The following is a 17,667-nucleotide window of genomic DNA, read 5'->3' as shown; positions in this document are numbered from 1 at the left end:
ATGGCGAAGGGGAATCACAAGAGGGTACGCGGCAAGCCGCAGATCCACAGCCTGCTGGAGCACTACCAGCCGATCGATGGCGTCGTCGACGAAATGGTCGATGCGTCAGGCAGTCCCCGTCCTGTCTGGAAGCACTTCATCGAGGCACTCGACGAACTGGGGGCTGAGAAGCTCGGCCAGCGCTTCGCCCGCGCCGACCAGTATCTGCGCGACGCCGGCGTCTACTACCGCGTCTATGACAAAGCCGGTGCCAACGAGCGCGAATGGCCGCTGGCGCATGTTCCGGTTCTGATCGAAGAGAGCGAGTGGGCCGCGATCAGCGCCGGCCTCGTCCAGCGCGCCGAACTGTTCGAGGAAACCATCGCCGATATCTACGGCCCCAACCGGCTGGTCGAAAAGGGCATCCTGCCGGCGGGATTGATTGCGGCCAGCCCGGAATATTTGCGGCCCGTGGTCGGCACCAGGCCGGCCGGCGGCCATTTCCTGCATTTCTGCGCCTTCGAACTCGGCCGCGGGCCCGACGGCCAGTGGTGGGTGCTGGGCGACCGCACCCAGGCGCCGTCCGGTGCCGGCTTTGCGCTGGAGAACCGCGTCGCGACCACGCGCGCGCTGTCCGACATCTATGGCGAGATGCATGTGCACCGCCTTGCCGGCTTCTTCCGCCGTTTTCGCGATGCGCTGATCGGCATGGCCAAGGAAACCGACGGCCGCGTCGCCATCCTGACGCCGGGCCCGCTCAATGAAACCTATTACGAACACGCCTATATCGCCCGCTATCTCGGAATCATGCTGCTCGAAGGCGAGGACCTGACCGTTTCCGGCGGCAGGCTGATGGTGCGAACGGTTTCCGGCCTGATGCCGATCAGCGTGTTGTGGCGGCGGCTCGACGCGGCCTTCGCCGATCCGCTCGAACTGCGCTCGGATTCGCAGATCGGCACGCCGGGGCTGGTCGAGGCGATCCGCCAAGGCGCCGTTGCGACCGTCAATGCGCTTGGGTCCGGCCTGATGGAAACACGCGCGCTGCTCGCCTTCCTGCCCAAGATCGCACGCGCCTTGCGGGGCGAGGAGCTTCTCTTGCCAAGCGTCGCGACGTGGTGGTGCGGCCAGGCGACGGAGCGCGCGCATGTGTTGGCCAACATCGACCGCATGGTGATTGGCCCGGCGCTGTCGACACGACTTGCCTTCGAGGATGACGATTCGACGAAGCTCGGCTCGGCGCTGTCCGCCGGGGAGCGGGCGGAGTTGGTGGCGCGCATCGAAGGCGACGGCGGCGCCTTCGTCGGTCAGGAAGCGGTGACGCTTTCGACGACACCGGTCTATGTCGGCGGCTGGCTGGAGCCGCGGCCGGCGAGCCTGCGCGTCTATCTGGCGCGAACGCCCCAGGGCTGGACGGTGATGCCGGGCGGGTTTGCCCGCGTCGGCCTGTCACTCGATCCGACGGCTATCGCCATGCAGCGCGGCGGCCAGGCGGCTGATGTCTGGGTGGTCAGCGACAAGCCGGTGGAGCGCGAGACGCTGCTGCCGCAAGAGGGCGACAGCTTCATCCGCACCAGGCCGGGCAGCCTGCCCAGCCGCGCGGCGGAGAACCTGACCTGGCTCGGCCGCTACATCGAACGTTCGGAAGACACGGTGCGCATCCTGCGCGCCTATCATGTGCGGCTGGCCGAGACGTCCGACCCGGACATGCCGCTGCTCGCCGACATCAGGGATTATCTCGAACCGTTCGGCATCGATGTCGAGACGGCGATCCCGTCCGGGCTGATCGGTACGCTGGACAGCGCCGTCTACAGCGCCGGGCAGATCCGCGACCGCTTCTCACCCGATGGCTGGCTGGCGCTCAAGGACCTGTCGAAGACCATCCATCAGTTCGCAACCACGGTGGCGCCGGGCGACGACGCGACACGGGCCATGACGGTCATCCTGCGCAAGCTCGCCGGCTTCTCCGGCCTGCTGCACGAGAATATGTACCGCTTCGCCGGCTGGCGTTTCCTCGAGATCGGCCGGCGGCTGGAGCGCGGTATCCAGATCGCCCGCACGTTGTCCCGGCTGACCAGTGCCAAGGCACCTGATGGTGCACTCGACATGATGCTGGAGATCGGCGACAGCGTCATGACCCACCGCCGGCAATATCCGGTGCAGGCCGGCCGGCGCACGGTGATCGATCTTCTGGCGCTCGACCCGCTCAATCCGCGCTCGATCCTGTTCCAGCTCGAAAGGCTGAAGGCCGAGATCGGCCTGTTGCCGTCGCTCGGCGGCGAAGGGCATATGTCGCCGGCGGCCAAGGAGATCCTGCAGCTCAACACCCAGATCGCCATCAAGGAGCCTTCGGACATGACGGCAAAGGCACTGGACGATCTCGCCTATGAAATCGGCGGCCTCTACAACAGCCTCGCCAAAGCCTATTTCGGCTAAGGACCTGCGCCAAGACAAGAAAAGTAGAGCATGCTTTACGACATCCGGCTCCATCTGCATTACGACTACGCCGCGGCGGCCGGCGGCGGCCGCCATCAGATCCGCGTGCTGCCATCGACGATTTCCGGGGTGCAGCGCGTCATCGCCGCGTCATTGTCCTTTGCACCGGCGCCCAACGAACGTTCGGACTTTTCGGACTTCTTCGGCAACAACGTCACCTCGATCGCCTTTCGCGACGCGCATGACGCGCTCGACATAAGGATGAGCGCGCGCGTATCGGTGTCGCGGCCCGAGCCCGGGCTCGACGTGTCACCGGATATCGGCCGGCTCAGGCAGGAACTCACTGCGGTGCGGTCGCTGGCGCCTGATACACCGCACCATTTCCTGACCGGCAGCACTCATGCCGGCCTCGATGATGCGATCACCCTCTATGCGCACGACAGTGTCGGCGGCTCGGCCGCCGGCACGGCGATGGACCTGTGCAATCGCATCCATCGCGATTTCACCTATGACGGCGAGGCGACCACGGTGCGAACCCGGGCCAGCGATGCCTTCAAGCTGAGGCGCGGCGTCTGCCAGGATTTTTCGCACATCATGATCGCCGGCCTGCGCGGGCTCGGCATCCCGGCCGGCTATGTCAGCGGCTTCCTGCGCACCATTCCGCCGAAGGGCAAGCCTCGGCTGGAAGGCGCCGATGCCATGCATGCCTGGGTCAAGGTCTGGTGCGGGCGCGATGCCGGCTGGCAGGAATTCGATCCGACCAACGGCATGCGGGCAAGCAACGACCACATCACCGTCGGCCACGGCCGCGACTATTCGGACGTGGCGCCGATCGTCGGCGTGCTCAAGACCACCGGCGGACAGGTCGGCGAGCAGGCTGTCGACGTCATTCCGGTCGTGCTCGAAAAGGCGTGAAGGCAGGCCGGGCGTGATCGTCGCCGCAGGCTTTTCGGACGGGATGTGGAACCAGCAATCGGCCCGCAGCTTATCTACGGATATTGCGCGGAGCAGACATGCTGCAAAAATCCGGATTGTCGCACAGCCGATCGGCTGACGAAGACGCTGTGCCGAAGAACGCGGTGCCGAAGAACGGGGCGCAAAGCTCGGCCGATCATGCCTCGCTTAGCTATGTCAGCGATGCCGAGCCCGGCATCCGGCGGCTGAAGACAGCCAACGGGTTTTCCTACAAGGGGCCGGACGGACGGGCAGTTCCGGTCGCCGTGAGGGCGCGCATCGAGGCGATCGTCATTCCGCCGGCCTGGACGGATGTGTGGATTTCGCCCGACGCCGATGGCCATATCCAGGCGACCGGCAGGGACCAGCGTGGCCGCAAGCAATACCGCTACCATCCGCAATGGGCCGAAGAACGCGACGGCGCCAAATATTCGAGCCTTGTGGCCTTTGCCGAAAGCCTGCCTGACCTGCGGCGCAGGATCGACGGTGATCTGCGCCGTCACGGCCTGCCGCTCGAGCGCGTCGTCGCCGCCGTCGTCTGGCTGCTCGACAACACGATGATCCGCGTCGGCAATGCCGCCTACGCCCGCGACAACAAGAGTTTCGGACTGACCACGCTGCGCGATCGCCATGTCGATATTTCGGGCTCGAGCCTGCGTTTTGCCTTCAAGGGCAAGTCCGGCAAGGAATGGAAACTGAAGCTGGTCGATCGCCGCATCGCCGGCATTGTGCGGGGTGCCCAGGATTTGCCGGGCCAGAAGCTGTTCCAGTATCTCGATGAAGACGGCAACAGGCGGCCGGTTCGTTCCGAGGACGTCAACCGCTATATTCGCGAGGCCGTTGGCGATGCGTTCAGCTCCAAGCATTTCCGCACCTGGGGCGGCACCATCCACGCTGCGTCGTTGTTTGCGCATATGGAATTGCCGGAAAGCCAGGCGCAGCAAAAGCGGATGATGAACGGCGTCATCGACAAAGTCGCCGAGCGGCTGGGCAACACGCGCGCCGTCTGCCGCAAATGCTACATCCATCCGCAGGTCTTCGAGGCGTGGTTGCAAGGCCAACTGCTCGACGAAATGGCCGACGCCAACAAGCGCAAGCGCTCGATAGACGGTCTCGACGACGAGGAAGCCCTCGTGCTGAGATGGCTGAAGACGCGCGAGGGCTGACTGGCGCCAAGAGGCGGTCGCCAAATCCGCGGCATGGGGATTTTTTTATCGACGTCGTGTCGGGATCGGTCTTACTGTTTCGTCCTTTGACAGAGAAAAGGACCAACCATGCTCTACGCGATCCTCTGCTATGCTTCCGAAGACGTCGTCAGCTCGTGGAGCAAGGCGCAGGATGACGAAGTCATGGCCAACCTTCTCGACGTCCAGGACAAATATGCCAAGGCCGGCCGGCTTGGTCCGGTAGCGCGGCTGTTGCCGACCACGGCGGCAACGACGCTGAGAAAGGTCAAGGGCGAAGCGGTCGTCATCGACGGGCCGTTCGCCGAGACCAAGGAACAGTTCCTCGGCTTCTACACGCTCGAATGCGCCGATCTCGATGAGGCCGTCGAGTTCGCCCGCGAGCTTTCCGAAGTCAATCCGAGCGGCGGTTCCTATGAGATTCGGCCGGTCTCGGTCTTCAATCCCACCAAGGTTGCCGTATGACCGACCTCGCCTGGATCAGCTCGGCCATCAGCGGCGCCCGCCCGCAGGCAATGGGCGCGCTGCTGCGCTATTTCCGCGATCTCGATACGGCGGAGGAAGCTTTCCAGGATGCGTGTCTCAGGGCCTTGAAGAACTGGCCGCAGAACGGGCCGCCGCGCGACCCGGCGGCCTGGCTGATCTTTGTCGGCCGCAACAGCGGAATCGATGCGGTGCGCAAGCGCGCCAAGCAGGCGCCGATGCCGGAGGAAGACCAGATCTCCGACCTGGAAGATGCCGAGAGCGATATCGCCGACCGGCTGGACGGGGCACATTACCGCGACGATATTTTGCGGCTGCTGTTCATCTGTTGTCATCCCGATCTGCCACCGACGCAGCAGATCGCAGTAGCGCTGCGCATCGTCTCGGGCCTCACCGTCAAGCAGATCGCGCGCGCCTTCCTGGTCGGCGAAAGCGCCATGGAACAGCGCATCACCCGCGCCAAGGGGCGCATCGCTGAAGCCGGCGTGCCGTTCGAGACGCCGGGCGCGGTCGAGCGGTCGGAACGGCTCGCCGCTGTCGCCGCCATGGTCTACCTGATCTTCAACGAGGGCTATTCGACCAACAGCGGCGAGGCGCCGGCCCGCGCGCCGCTGTGCGAGGAGGCGATCCGGCTAGCGCGGCTGTTGCTGCGGCTGTTTCAGACAGAGCCGGAGATCATGGGGCTGGCGGCGCTGTTGCTGTTGCAGCATGCGCGCGCGCCGGCCCGCTTCGACGGAGACGGTGAGATCGTGCTGCTCGAGGATCAGGATCGCGGCCTGTGGAGCCGCAAGATGATCGACGAGGGGCTGGCACTGGTCGACAAGGCGCTGCGCCATCGCAAACCCGGCCCCTATCAGGTGCAAGCGGCGATTGCCGCGCTGCATGCGCGGGCCGAGAAGGCCGAGGACACCGACTGGGTGGAGATCGACCTGCTCTATGGCCTGCTCGAACAGATGCAGCCGTCGCCGGTGGTCACGCTCAACCGCGCCGTCGCGGTCTCGAAGGTGCGCGGACCGGCAGAGGCGCTTGCCTTGATCGAGCCGCTCGAACAGAGGCTGTCCGGCTATTTCCATTTCTTCGGCCTCAAGGGTGGCCTTTTGATGCAGCTTGACCGCGGCGAGGAGGCGCGTGTCGCCTTCGACCGTGCCATCGCGCTGGCCAACACGGCGGCGGAAGCCGCCCATATCCGCATGCATATCGACCGGCTGATGAAAGACGGTGCTGTACGAGGACCTGTCCGCACGGCGAAATGACTGATCGCGGTCTGGTTCAACGGTCTGCGCACGGCTTGGACCATGCCGGGGTGGCGATTTTCCCCTGAAACGAGTAATGCCACGCCATGACAATGCCTGAAGTGCCTTTCGGCACGCGGGCGACATGGCGCAGGCTGGACCCGGTGCCCAATGATGGCGACGGGATCTGAAAGGGACAAAAATGACGATAGCGAAGGAAACGGCCGAACTTCTGGCGAAACTGGGTGTGGCCAAGGACGCGCTTGTCGGCGGCGACCTCATCGTGCGCAGCCCTGTGACGGGCGAGCAGATCGCGGCGCTGAAGACGATCTCGCCGGCTGACGCGGCCAAGACCATCGATGCCGCGCACCAGGCGTTCCAGGCTTGGCGCATGGTGCCGGGCCCGAGGCGTGGCGAACTGGTCCGCCTGCTCGGCGAGGAACTGCGTATACACAAGGCCGAGCTTGGCCGGCTCGTCTCGATCGAGGTCGGCAAGATCCCGTCCGAGGGGCTCGGCGAAGTGCAGGAGATGATCGACATCTGCGATTTCGCCGTCGGCCTCTCCCGGCAATTGTACGGCCTGACCATCGCCACTGAACGCCCGGGTCATCGCATGATGGAAACCTGGCATCCGCTTGGCGTCGTCGGCGTCATTTCCGCCTTCAACTTCCCGGTCGCGGTGTGGTCGTGGAATGCCGCCTTGGCGCTGGTCTGCGGCGATGCGGTGGTGTGGAAGCCATCTGAGAAGACGCCGCTGACGGCGCTCGCCTGCGAAGCGATCTTTGCCCGCGCGGTAAAGCGTTTCGGTACGGACGCGCCGCAAGGCCTGGCGCCGGTGCTGATCGGCGACCGCGCCGTCGGCGAGATCCTGGTCGACCACCCCAAGGTGCCTCTGGTATCGGCCACCGGCTCGACCCGCATGGGCCGCGATGTTGGCCCGCGCCTGGCCAAGCGCTTTGCCCGCGCGGTGCTCGAACTCGGCGGCAACAATGCCGGCATCGTCTGCCCGACCGCCGATCTCGACATGGCGCTGCGCGCCATTGCCTTCGGCGCGATGGGCACGGCCGGCCAGCGCTGCACGACGCTGCGGCGCCTGTTCGTGCATGACAGCGTCTATGATGCTTTGCTGCCGCGGCTGAAGAAGGCCTATGAGAGTGTCTCGGTCGGCAATCCGCTGGAGACCTCTTCGCTGGTCGGGCCGTTGATCGACAAGGCTGCCTTCGACGCCATGCAGAAAGCGCTGAAGGAAGCGGGTTCACACGGCGGCAAGGTGACCGGTGGCACCCGGGTCGAGAACGGCCATCCCGATGCCTATTACGTGCATCCGGCGCTGGTCGAAATGCCCAAGCAGGTGGCCCCTGTCACGGAAGAAACCTTCGCGCCGATCCTCTATGTGATGAAATATTCGGATTTCGACGCCGTGCTCGAGGAGCACAATGCGGTCGGCGCCGGCCTGTCGTCGTCGATCTTCACACGCGACCTGCAGGAATCCGAGCGCTTCCTCGGTGTCGACGGTTCGGACTGCGGCATTGCCAATGTCAACATCGGCACGTCGGGTGCCGAGATCGGCGGCGCCTTCGGCGGCGAAAAGGAAACCGGGGGGGGCCGCGAGAGCGGCTCCGATGCCTGGAAGGCCTATATGCGGCGCGCCACCAACACAGTGAACTATTCCAAGGCGCTGCCGCTGGCGCAGGGCGTTTCGTTCGACATCGACTGAGGGAATCCGCTTGCGGCATCCCCCGCACGGGGGATGCCGCTCTCGTTGCCCCAAAACCAGGGTCACTTTTAGGCAACATGCTTTAGATCAAGGCCAGGGTTCAGCAGGCCCCTGATTGCGAAAAACAGGCGTCGAATGCGGCGGCCACAATGGCCAGCTTGGCGGCCTGGACAGTCATGTACTCCTGGTAGAACGTCTTCGACACCCACATCACCGAATGGCCGCGCTGGCCGAGCCATCCGATGCTGCCGAGATTCTCGGCCGCGCGCAGCTTGCGGGCAAGGTGGGTCCGCGACAGCTTGAGCCATCTGGCGAAGTCTCCGATCGAAACCACGCTGGTCGGAATCCGGTCGAGACCGGCATGATCGGGGTCGATGCCCGACATCAGCCAGTCCATGACGATGCCGCCATTGTTGAGCCAGATGAACAGGGAAAAGGTCTGGTTGGGTTCGCGCACCGGCTTGGAGGAAAGCAGCCCGTCCGCCACCAGAGGCTGCAGCCTGGCAACCATGTCGGGCCGTTCCAGGAACCTGGCCAGCCGATCGGCACCGTCGAGCTGATCCAGCGTCTGCAGATGGGCAAGGACCCAACCGGTGAAAGTCTGTACCGTGACTGCCGTCGGCTGCAGGGGGTGCGTGCGGCCGTCGCCGCCCGACACATACTCGGCGATGTGGTAGTGCAGCATCTCCTTGATGAAAGCGTCGGCCGTGTTGCGGCTGGCCACCGCATGCTGGTGCACGACCTCGATGAAGCGCGACACCGTCAGCTGCTTGCTGCGGTCGAGCGGGTCACGCCTGAAATGCATGGCAAGGCCGACATGGCCCATCAGCCAACGCTGCTGCGTGGCGAAAATGGAAGCCAGCCGCGGGCTCTCTTCATAGATGCGGATCAGCGCCAGCGACTGTGCCTGAACATAGCGATGCAGGGCCGGATGGCCGGCAATGTCTTCCAGATTCAGCATATCCTCCTTGTGTTCCGAGCGAGCCTCTGCAACCCAGACGACGTGACCACATTTTCAGCCTTCGCCGCTTGTGTCCAGACGTTCCATCCCGGCTCACTACCCGAAGAGACCAAGCAAAAGTCGGGCCAGCATGCCGCCAAGTATTTGCAATGACCTAGACGACGGCGCCGGGCATTCCGCTGAAGATTTGGGTGATCACGCCGAGCGCGCAAGCGAGGCTCGTATCGGAAAAAGCCGGCGCCTCCGAAATCGCCGGAAGGCGCCATGCGATTATTGTCAGCCTGCGTCAGCCGTTGGGATAATAGCCGCCATCGGCGCCGTCGCCGATGTAGAAGCCGCCGCCTGAATCGTCTTGCAGCCGCTGATCCAGGTCCTCAATCTGGCTGAGCAAACCCTGGTATGAGCCGTCTCCTGTCGCCGAGCGATGGATGGCGTTGGCCCTCATCATCAGATCGTGCTCCTGCTCGGGGGTAATCGCCTTTGCATCCCTTGCCTCGACAATCCCTTGCTTGACGCCCTGCAACTGATCCAGGACCGCTCTCGCCTCAACGGACATGGCCTGTGGTTCGACCCTGTGGCGGTGCACTGCGTAAGCACTCGAAAATGGCACCGCCGCCAGAAGCGATGCGATTGCTATGATCCTTGGTGTAAAATTGCGCATGGTCGCGCCTCCCTTCAACGGGAAAAGCGGTGTGGATATCGCTTTTTCGAACACGGACAATCTGCTCCCGTCGCGTCGCGATGATCCTGTCATCGCCGGCGGTTCGTAGCCCGCGGTATCGATATAGAGGCGTCCCGAGCCAAGGCATGGCAAGGAACGGAAAGTTGACAGGTTGTGATCGCGAAGCAGAAGATTCGGACTCTCTGCTTCGGCCGGTCGCCCCAATCAGCTGAGCGCCAATGCGGATTCGCCAGCGTCCGATGCCACCTCATTCTCCCGGTTGTGCACTTGGCTGCCAAGGGTGCCATGCCCGCGACCGCAGCCTCTGGCACCAGCGGCCGAAGCGGTCGACATAGATGTAGATGACCGGGGTCGTGTAGAGGGTCAGGATCTGGCTCAGGATCAAGCCGCCGACGATGGCGATGCCGAGCGGCTGGCGCAGCTCGCTGCCTTCGCCAAGGCCGATGGCAAGCGGCACGGCGCCAAACAGCGCTGCCATGGTCGTCATCATGATCGGGCGAAAGCGCAGCAGGCACGCCTGGTAGATGGCGTCGTGTGCCGACTTATTCTCGTTGCGCTCGGCGGCCAGCGCGAAGTCGATCATCATGATCGCATTCTTCTTGACGATGCCGATCAGGAGGATGATGCCGATCAGCGCCATGATGCTGAACTCGATGCCGAAGGCCGACAGTGCCAGCAGCGCGCCGACGCCGGCCGAGGGCAGAGTGGAGAGGATGGTCAGCGGGTGGGCGTAGCTCTCGTAGAGAATGCCAAGCACGACGTAGACGGCGATGAGCGCGGCAAGGATCAGCAGCGGCTGGTCGGACAGCGAATCCTGGAACACCCGGGCCGTGCCCTGGAAACTGCCATGGATGGTCGCCGGCATGCCGATGCGGTCCGCCGCCGCGTTGATGGCCGCGACCCCGTCGCTGAGGGCGACGCCGGGCGCCAGGTTGAACGACAGCGTGGTGGCGACGAACAGACCCTGGTGGTTAACCGACAGCGGCGTGCTGCCGGGACCGTAGTGCGCGACGGCCGAGAGCGGCACCATGGTCTCGGCTCCGGTGCTGACCGCCGAGCCGGTCGAGGCCGCCGTCCTGCCGGTGCTGGTGATGGAATTGTTGGCCAGGTTGCGCGCGGCGTCCGTCGCTGCCGCCGTAGCGCTGCCGGACTGCCCCGGCGCGAGGAATGTGCCGGCCACCGCATTGCTTGCCTGCGAACCATGCACCGAGCCGCCCGACGTGCTGACATAGACCTTTTGCAGCGCGTCCGGGTTCTGCCAGTATTGCGGTGCCACCTCCATGATGACGTGGTACTGGTTGCGGGCCACATAGATGGTGGACACCTGGCGCTGGCCGAAGGCGTCATAGAGCGTGTTGTCGATCTGGCTGACGGTGATGCCGAGACGTGTCGCCGTATCGCGGTCGATGGTGACGTCGGCTTCCAGGCCTTTGTTCTGCTGGTCGCTGTTGACGTCGGTGAGCTTGGGTTCCGTTTGCAGCGCGGCGGCGAGCTTCGGCGCCCATTCGGCGAGTTCGTCGAAACTGTCGCCCTGCAAGGTGTATTGGTACTGGGCATTCGACTGGCGCCCGCCGACGCGGATATCCTGCACCGCCTGCAGGAAGAGGGTTGCGCCCGGCACTACCGCCAGTTTGGGCCGCAGCCTGGCGATGACCTGGTCGGCGGAGATCTTGCGTTCTGCCAGCGGCTTCAGCGACACGAACATGTAGCCGGAATTGGTCTGGCCACCGCCGGTGGCGCCGACCGCAGTGTCGACGGCCGGATCCTTGCTGACGATGCCCGCGAACTGGCTGAGCTTCTGCGACATCGACTGGAAGGACGTCGCCTGGTCGGCCTGGATCGAGCCGGTCAGTCGTCCGGTGTCCTGCTGCGGAAAGAAACCCTTGGGGATGGTGACATAGAGGTAGCCATTGAGACAAAGAGTTGCCGCCAGCACGGCCATGACCAGCAGCGAATGGTCGAGCGCGCAGGACAGCGACCGGCGGTAGCCGGCCAGCATGCCGTCGAAAACGCGCTCGCTGCAGCGGTAGAGCCGGCCATGGGTGCGGCTCCGTTCCCCGCGCAGCAGGATCGAGCACATCATCGGGGTGGTGGTCAGCGAAATGGCGAGCGAGACCAGGATCGCGGCCGACAGCGTGATGGCGAATTCACGAAACAGCCGGCCGACGATGCCGCCCATGAGCAGGATGGGGATGAAGACGGCGATCAGCGACAGGCTCATCGACAGCACGGTGAAGCCGACCTCCTGTGAGCCCTTGATCGCCGCCTCCATGCGGCCCATGCCGGAAGCGGTGTGGCGGGCGATGTTCTCCAGCACCACGATGGCGTCGTCGACGACGAAGCCGGTGGCCACCGTCATCGCCATCAGCGACAGATTGTCGATGCTGAAGCCGAGCAGGTACATGGCTCCCAGCGTGCCGACCAGGGATACGGGTACGGCCACGATCGGCACCAGTGCCGAGCGAACGTCGCGCAGGAAGGCGAAGACGACGAGGATCACCAGGCCTATGGCGATCATCAGTGTCTGTGCGACCTCGCTCAGCGAAGCGCGGATGGTGGTCGAACGGTCGACCGCCAGAGACAGGTCGATGGCCGGCGAGATCGAGGCCCGCAGCGTCGGCAGCAGCGCCTTCACCCGGTCCACCGTCGCGATGATGTTGGCGTTGGGCGATCGGTTGAGGATGATCAGCACCCCCGGCTTGCCGTTGGCGAGACCGGCATTGCGGATGTTCTCGACGGAATCATTGACCTGGCCGACGTCCGAAAGCCTGACCGGCGCGCCGTTGCGGTAGGCGACGATCAGCGAACGGTAGGCATCCGCCTGGTTGGCCTGGTCATTGGCGTAGATCTGATAACGTTGCTGGCCGACATCGATGGCGCCCTTGGGGCTGTGGGCGTTGGCCGAGGCGAGGGCGGCGCGCACATCCTCCAGCCCGATGCCGTAATTGTAGAGCGCCTGCGGATTGAGCTCGACGCGCACCGCCGGCAGCGAACTGCCGCCCACCGACACCTCGCCTATGCCGTCGACCTGCGAGAGTTTCTGCGCCAGCACTGTGCTGGCGGCATCGAAGAGCTGGCCCTTAGACAGGGTGTCCGATGTCATCGACAGGGTGAGGATCGGGGCGTCGGCCGGATTGACCTTGCGATAGGTTGGGTTGGAGCGCAGGCTCGACGGCAGGTCGGCGCGCGCGGCGTTGATCGCCGCCTGCACGTCACGCGCGGCGCCGTCGATGTCGCGGTCCAGCCCGAACTGCAAGGTGATGCGCGCGCTGCCGACGCTGCTCGACGAGGTCATCTCATTGACGTCGGCGATCTCGCCGAGATGCCGCTCGAGCGGGCTGGCGACGGTGTTGGCCACGACCTGGGGGCTGGCGCCCGGCAGCGAGGCCTGCACTGAAATAACGGGGTAGTCGACCGCCGGCAGCGGCGCCACCGGCAATTGCGGAAACGCCACCAGCCCGGCCGCCAGCAGCCCGAGGGTCAGCAAGGTCGTTGCGACCGGGCGCCGGATGAAGGGAACCGACAGGTTCATGGGGTGGTGTCCGCACCATACGCACGGGGAAGGTCGGGCTGGATGCCTTGCAGCCGGGCGGCAAGGCGATCGAACCAAAGGTAGATGACCGGAGTGGTGAACAAAGTCAGCAACTGGCTGACGAGCAGGCCGCCGACGATGGTGACGCCGAGGGGATGGCGCAGTTCCGAGCCGACGCCGGTGCCGAGCATCAGCGGCAGCGCGCCCAGCATCGCCGCCAGTGTGGTCATCAGGATTGGTCGGAAGCGCAGCAGGCAGGCCTGGTAGATGGCCTCGCGCGGCGCCTTGCCTTCGTTGCGCTGCGCGTCGAGCGCGAAGTCGATCATCATGATGGCGTTCTTCTTGACGACACCGATCAGGAGGATGATGCCGATGATCGATATGATGGTCAGGTCCTCGCCCGCGACCATCAGCGCCAGCAACGCGCCGATGCCGGCAGAAGGCAATGTCGACAGGATGGTGATCGGGTGGATGAAGCTCTCATAGAGCACGCCGAGCACGATGTAGACGGTGATCACCGCCGCCAGGATCAGGAACAGCGTGTTGTCGAGCGAAGCCTGGAAGGCGCGCGCCGCGCCCTGGAAACTGGTGATAACGCTGAGCGGCATGCCGATCTCGCTTTGCGCCTGCTGGATCGCGCCGACCGCTTCGCCCAGCGACACTCCGGGCGCCAGGTTGAACGAGACGGTGGTGGCGGGGAATTGCCCCATATGGGTGATCTGCAGCGGCGTGGTGGCGACATGGGTGCTTGCCACTACCGACAGCGGCACCGGTGCGCCACCTGTCGACGACGGCAGATAGACGGACGAGAGCGCCTTGAGCGAATTCTGGGAGGCGGCGGCCTCGAGAATGACGCGGTACTGGCTGGACGTGGTGTAGATGGTCGAGACCATGCGTTGGCCGAAAGCATCGTAGAGCGCGTTGTCGACGGTTGCCGGTGTGATGCCGAAGCGGGCGGCCTGGTCGCGGTCGATGTCGACAAAGACGGCAAGGCCGCTGTTTGACAGGTCGCTGGCGACATCAGCGAGCTGCGGCAGCGTGTTCAGCCTGGCAAGCAGCTTCGGTGTCCATTGCGCCAGTTCGTCCGGATTGGCGTCCTGCAGCACGAATTGATACTGCGTGCGGCTGACCGTGCCGTCGATGGTCAGGTCCTGCACCGGCTGCATGTAGAGCGTGACGCCCGGTACCGAAGCGGCCTCCTGTTTCAGCCGCGCGACGACCTCAGTGATGTCGGCGGTGCGCTCCTCATGCGGCTTGAGGTTGATCAGGATGCGGCCGACATTGAGCGTGGTGTTGGTGCCGTCGACGCCGATGAAGGACGACAGGCTGTCGACATCGGAGTCTTTCAGGATGATCGCCGCCAGCGCCTGCTGCCGCTCGGCCATCGAGGCGTAGGACACCGATTGGGGCGCCTCGGTGATCGCCTGGATGACGCCGGTATCCTGTACGGGGAAGAACCCCTTGGGGATGATCACATAGAGTGCCACCGTCAGCACCAGCGTGGCCGCCGCCACCAGCAGCATCAGCGTCTGCCGGTCGAGCACCCAGCTCAGTGCGTGGCCGTATCCTCGGATCACCCAGTCGAAGAAGGCGCGGCTGGCGCGCTGCAGGGCGTTCTCGCGTACCGCCGACAACGGCTTGAGCAGCTTGGCGCATGCCATCGGCACCAGCGTCAGCGACACCACCGCGGAAATCAGGATGGTGGTGGCGAGGGTGATCGAAAACTCGCGAAACAGCCTGCCGACGACATCGCTCATGAACAGCAGCGGGATCAGCACCGCGATCAGTGAAACGGTCAGCGATATGATGGTGAAGCCGATCTGCTGGGATCCCTTCAACGCCGCCTGCAGCGGCGTCGCACCCTCCTCGACATAGCGCGCGATGTTCTCGATGACGACGATGGCGTCATCGACGACGAAGCCGGTGGCGATGGTCAGTGCCATCAGCGAAAGATTGTCCAGGCTGAAGCCGAACAGATACATCACCCCCAGCGTGCCGACCAACGACAGGGGCACCGAGAGGCTCGGGATGAGCGTCGCGCGGGCGCTGCGCAGAAAGACGAAAATGACCAGCACGACGAGGATGATCGCCAGTGTGAGTTCGTATTCGACATCGCGCACGGACGCGCGGATGGTCGTGGTGCGGTCGGTCAACACCTTGACGTTGACGGCGCTCGGCAGCGACGCCTGCAATTGCGGCAGCAGCGCCTTGATGCGGTCGACCACCTCGATGACGTTGGCGCCGGGCTGGCGCTGGATGTTGACGATGACCGCCGGCGTGCTGTTCATCCAGGCCGCCAGCCTGTTGTTCTCGGTGGCGTCGACCACCGTGGCCACATCGCTCAGCCGCACCGGGGCGCCGTCCTTGTAGGCGACGATCAGCGAACGGTATTCGTCGGCGCTCTTCAACTGGTCGTTGGCGTTGATGGTGTAGGCCCGCGACGGCCCGTCGAAATTGCCCTTCGGCGTGTTGACGTTGGCGCTGCCCAGCGTGGTGCGCAGATCGTCGAGATTGAGGCCATAGGCGGCGAGCTTACGCGGATCGGCCTGAACGCGCACGGCGGGGCGCTGACCGCCGCTGAGGCTGACGAGACCGACGCCCGCCAGTTGCGAGATCTTCTGTGCCAGCCTTGTGTCGGCTAGCTGCTGCACATCGCGCAACGGCATCGTGTCCGATGTCAGGCCGAGCGTCAGCACCGGCGCGTCGGCCGGATTGACCTTAGCGTAGATCGGCGGCGCCGGCAGATCGGCCGGCAGCAGATTGCCGGCGGCGTTGATGGCCGCCTGCACCTCCTGCTCGGCGACATCGAGCGAGATCGCCAGGCTGAACTGCAGGGTGATGACGGAGGAGCCGGCCGAACTCACCGAGTTCATCTGGTTCAGGTTGGCGATCTGCCCGAGCTGGACTTCCAGGGGTGCTGTGACCGAGGACGTCATGACGTCCGGGCTTGCGCCCGGATAGAAGGTCTGCACCTGGATGGTCGGATAGTCGACCTCGGGCAGCGCCGAGACCGGCAAATAGCGGTACGCCAGCAGGCCGGACAACATGATCGCTACCATGAACAGCGATGTTGCCACCGGCCGGAGAATGAAGGCTCGCGACGGGCTCATTGCTGTTGCCCGGACTCCGCATGGCGATGCTTGCGGCCCTGGCCCTTGTGCCTGCCGGTGTCGTCGGGCTTCGGCGTCTCGGATGCTGGCTGATCGGGTGGCTGCGCCTGTGGTTGAGGTGCTGTCCCTGCCGGCGCAGGCGTTGATGTCTGCGGGGGTGACTGTGTCGGAGCCTGTGTTTGGCCGTCCTGTTGCAGGTTGATATGCGCTCCGTCACGAAGCTTGTCGGCGCCATCGACGACGACGCGGTCGCCGGGGTTGAGGCCCGACAGGATCTCGACGTGCTCGCCATTGGTGACGCCAGGCGTGACCTTGCGCACGGAGACCGTGCTGTCGGGATTGACCAGGTAGACGAAGGTGCCGGGCTGGCCGCGCTGTATCGAGGCGACCGGGGCGATCGCCACGTCCTTGTGCTCGTCCACCAGAAGCTCGACGTTGACGAACTGGTTCGGATAGAGAATGCGCGTTTCGTTGGCGAAGCCCGCCCTCAGCTTGATGGTGCCGGTGCTTGGATCGATCTGGCTGTCGAAGGTTTCAAGCTGGCCGTCGGCGAGCTTCTTCTCTCCGGCGCGGTCGAAGGCGGTGGTGGGCAGCGTGGCGCCCTGCTGCATGCGCTGCGCGATCTCCGGCAACTCGTCCTCGGGCACGGTGAACAGGACACTGATCGGCTGCACCCGGGTGATGACGACGATGCCATTGGCATCGCTCGGCGTCACGTAATTGCCCTCATCCACCTGGCGCAGGCCGGCCCGTCCGTCGACCGGAGCCAGGATGCGGCAATTGTCGAGATTGAGCGTGGCGGTCTGAACCATGGCCTGGTCGACCTGGATGGAGCCGGCGTCCTGCGCGACGAGGGCAACCTGGGCGTCGAGCGTCTGATGTGTCGCAGCACCCTGGTTCACCAGTGTCTGGTCCCGAGCAAGGTCGAGCTGGGCGTCCTTCAGCAGGGCCTGGTCGCGTGCCAGTTGGCCCTGGGCCTGGGCCAGCGCCGCCTGGTAGGGGCGCGGATCGATCTCAGCCAGCAGGTCGCCCTTGCTGACGTCCTGGCCCTCCTTGAAATTCACCTGGACGAGCGGGCCCGTGACCTGCGGCTTGACCGTGACGGTGGAGAGCGAGGTCACCGTGCCAAGCGCGTTGAGGGTGACGTCTATCGTACCCTTCTCGATGGTCGCGGCGCCAATCGACATCGGCTGCGCGCCTCTCCTGTTGCCCGGCTGTCTGGCGGCGACCTCAGGGCGCTGGTACAGGTACGCGCAGGTGGCGGCGGCGACGGCAAGAAAGATCAGCCACGGAATCCAGCCGCGCGAACGGCGTCGTGCGACAATCGTCTGCAGAGGCATTTCCAGTTGCTGGTCCATGGTGGCATCTTTCACCCCCATCAACCCATATGGCCGAAACCG

The 17,667-nt window shown here is 64.8% G+C and carries 11 protein-coding genes; 6 read left to right on the top strand and 5 right to left on the bottom strand.

What is annotated here, in order from left to right:
• The 6 genes from AC1D10_RS27425 (at nt 1) to amaB (ending at nt 7,982) form a co-directional block, all read left to right on the top strand.
• Entirely contained in the window at nt 1-2,412 is a 2,412-nt protein-coding gene (locus tag AC1D10_RS27425) for a circularly permuted type 2 ATP-grasp protein (RefSeq protein ID WP_477277461.1), read from the top strand.
• A gap of 30 nt (nt 2,413-2,442) precedes the next feature.
• A complete protein-coding gene (locus tag AC1D10_RS27420) occupies nt 2,443-3,327 on the top strand; it encodes a transglutaminase family protein (RefSeq protein ID WP_477277459.1) in 885 nt (294 codons plus the stop codon).
• Between the two features lie 98 nt (nt 3,328-3,425).
• Nucleotides 3,426-4,532 (top strand): DNA topoisomerase IB, encoded by a 1,107-nt coding sequence (locus AC1D10_RS27415; protein WP_477277457.1) that lies wholly within the window; start codon nt 3,426-3,428, stop codon nt 4,530-4,532.
• Between the two features lie 108 nt (nt 4,533-4,640).
• Nucleotides 4,641-5,015, top strand: coding sequence for a YciI family protein (locus AC1D10_RS27410; RefSeq protein WP_379102443.1), 375 nt, complete (start codon nt 4,641-4,643; stop codon nt 5,013-5,015).
• Nucleotides 5,012-6,286: an RNA polymerase sigma factor gene (locus AC1D10_RS27405; RefSeq protein WP_477277454.1), complete on the top strand. Its 1,275-nt coding sequence runs from the start codon at nt 5,012-5,014 to the stop codon at nt 6,284-6,286. The genes AC1D10_RS27410 and AC1D10_RS27405 overlap by 4 nt, the downstream gene beginning before the upstream one ends.
• Before the next feature lie 181 nt (nt 6,287-6,467).
• Nucleotides 6,468-7,982 (top strand): L-piperidine-6-carboxylate dehydrogenase, encoded by a 1,515-nt coding sequence (amaB, locus tag AC1D10_RS27400; protein WP_477277452.1) that lies wholly within the window; start codon nt 6,468-6,470, stop codon nt 7,980-7,982.
• A gap of 100 nt (nt 7,983-8,082) precedes the next feature.
• Here amaB and AC1D10_RS27395 read toward each other — a convergent pair whose 3' ends face one another.
• The 5 genes from AC1D10_RS27395 to AC1D10_RS27375 all read right to left on the bottom strand — a co-directional run bounded on the left by AC1D10_RS27395 (nt 8,083) and on the right by AC1D10_RS27375 (nt 17,625).
• Entirely contained in the window at nt 8,083-8,943 is an 861-nt protein-coding gene (locus AC1D10_RS27395) for a hypothetical protein (RefSeq protein ID WP_477277450.1), read from the bottom strand.
• A 286-nt stretch (nt 8,944-9,229) separates the two neighbouring features.
• On the bottom strand, nt 9,230-9,658 hold the full coding sequence (locus AC1D10_RS27390) for a hypothetical protein (protein ID WP_477277448.1): 429 nt from the start codon (nt 9,656-9,658) through the stop codon (nt 9,230-9,232).
• A gap of 214 nt (nt 9,659-9,872) precedes the next feature.
• Complete coding sequence (locus AC1D10_RS27385; RefSeq protein ID WP_477277446.1) at nt 9,873-13,157, bottom strand: efflux RND transporter permease subunit; 3,285 nt, start codon at nt 13,155-13,157, stop codon at nt 9,873-9,875.
• Complete coding sequence (locus AC1D10_RS27380; protein ID WP_477277444.1) at nt 13,154-16,267, bottom strand: MdtB/MuxB family multidrug efflux RND transporter permease subunit; 3,114 nt, start codon at nt 16,265-16,267, stop codon at nt 13,154-13,156. Before AC1D10_RS27380 ends, AC1D10_RS27385 begins: the two co-directional genes overlap by 4 nt.
• Nucleotides 16,264-17,625 (bottom strand): efflux RND transporter periplasmic adaptor subunit, encoded by a 1,362-nt coding sequence (locus tag AC1D10_RS27375; protein WP_477277443.1) that lies wholly within the window; start codon nt 17,623-17,625, stop codon nt 16,264-16,266. The genes AC1D10_RS27380 and AC1D10_RS27375 overlap by 4 nt, the downstream gene beginning before the upstream one ends.
• Nucleotides 17,626-17,667 lie beyond the last annotated feature (42 nt).

This window comes from Mesorhizobium sp. P2_A8 (genome assembly GCF_056404935.1).
The sequence above is the reverse complement of the archived record's forward strand: the minus strand, read 5'-3'. Positions and strand labels throughout refer to the sequence as shown.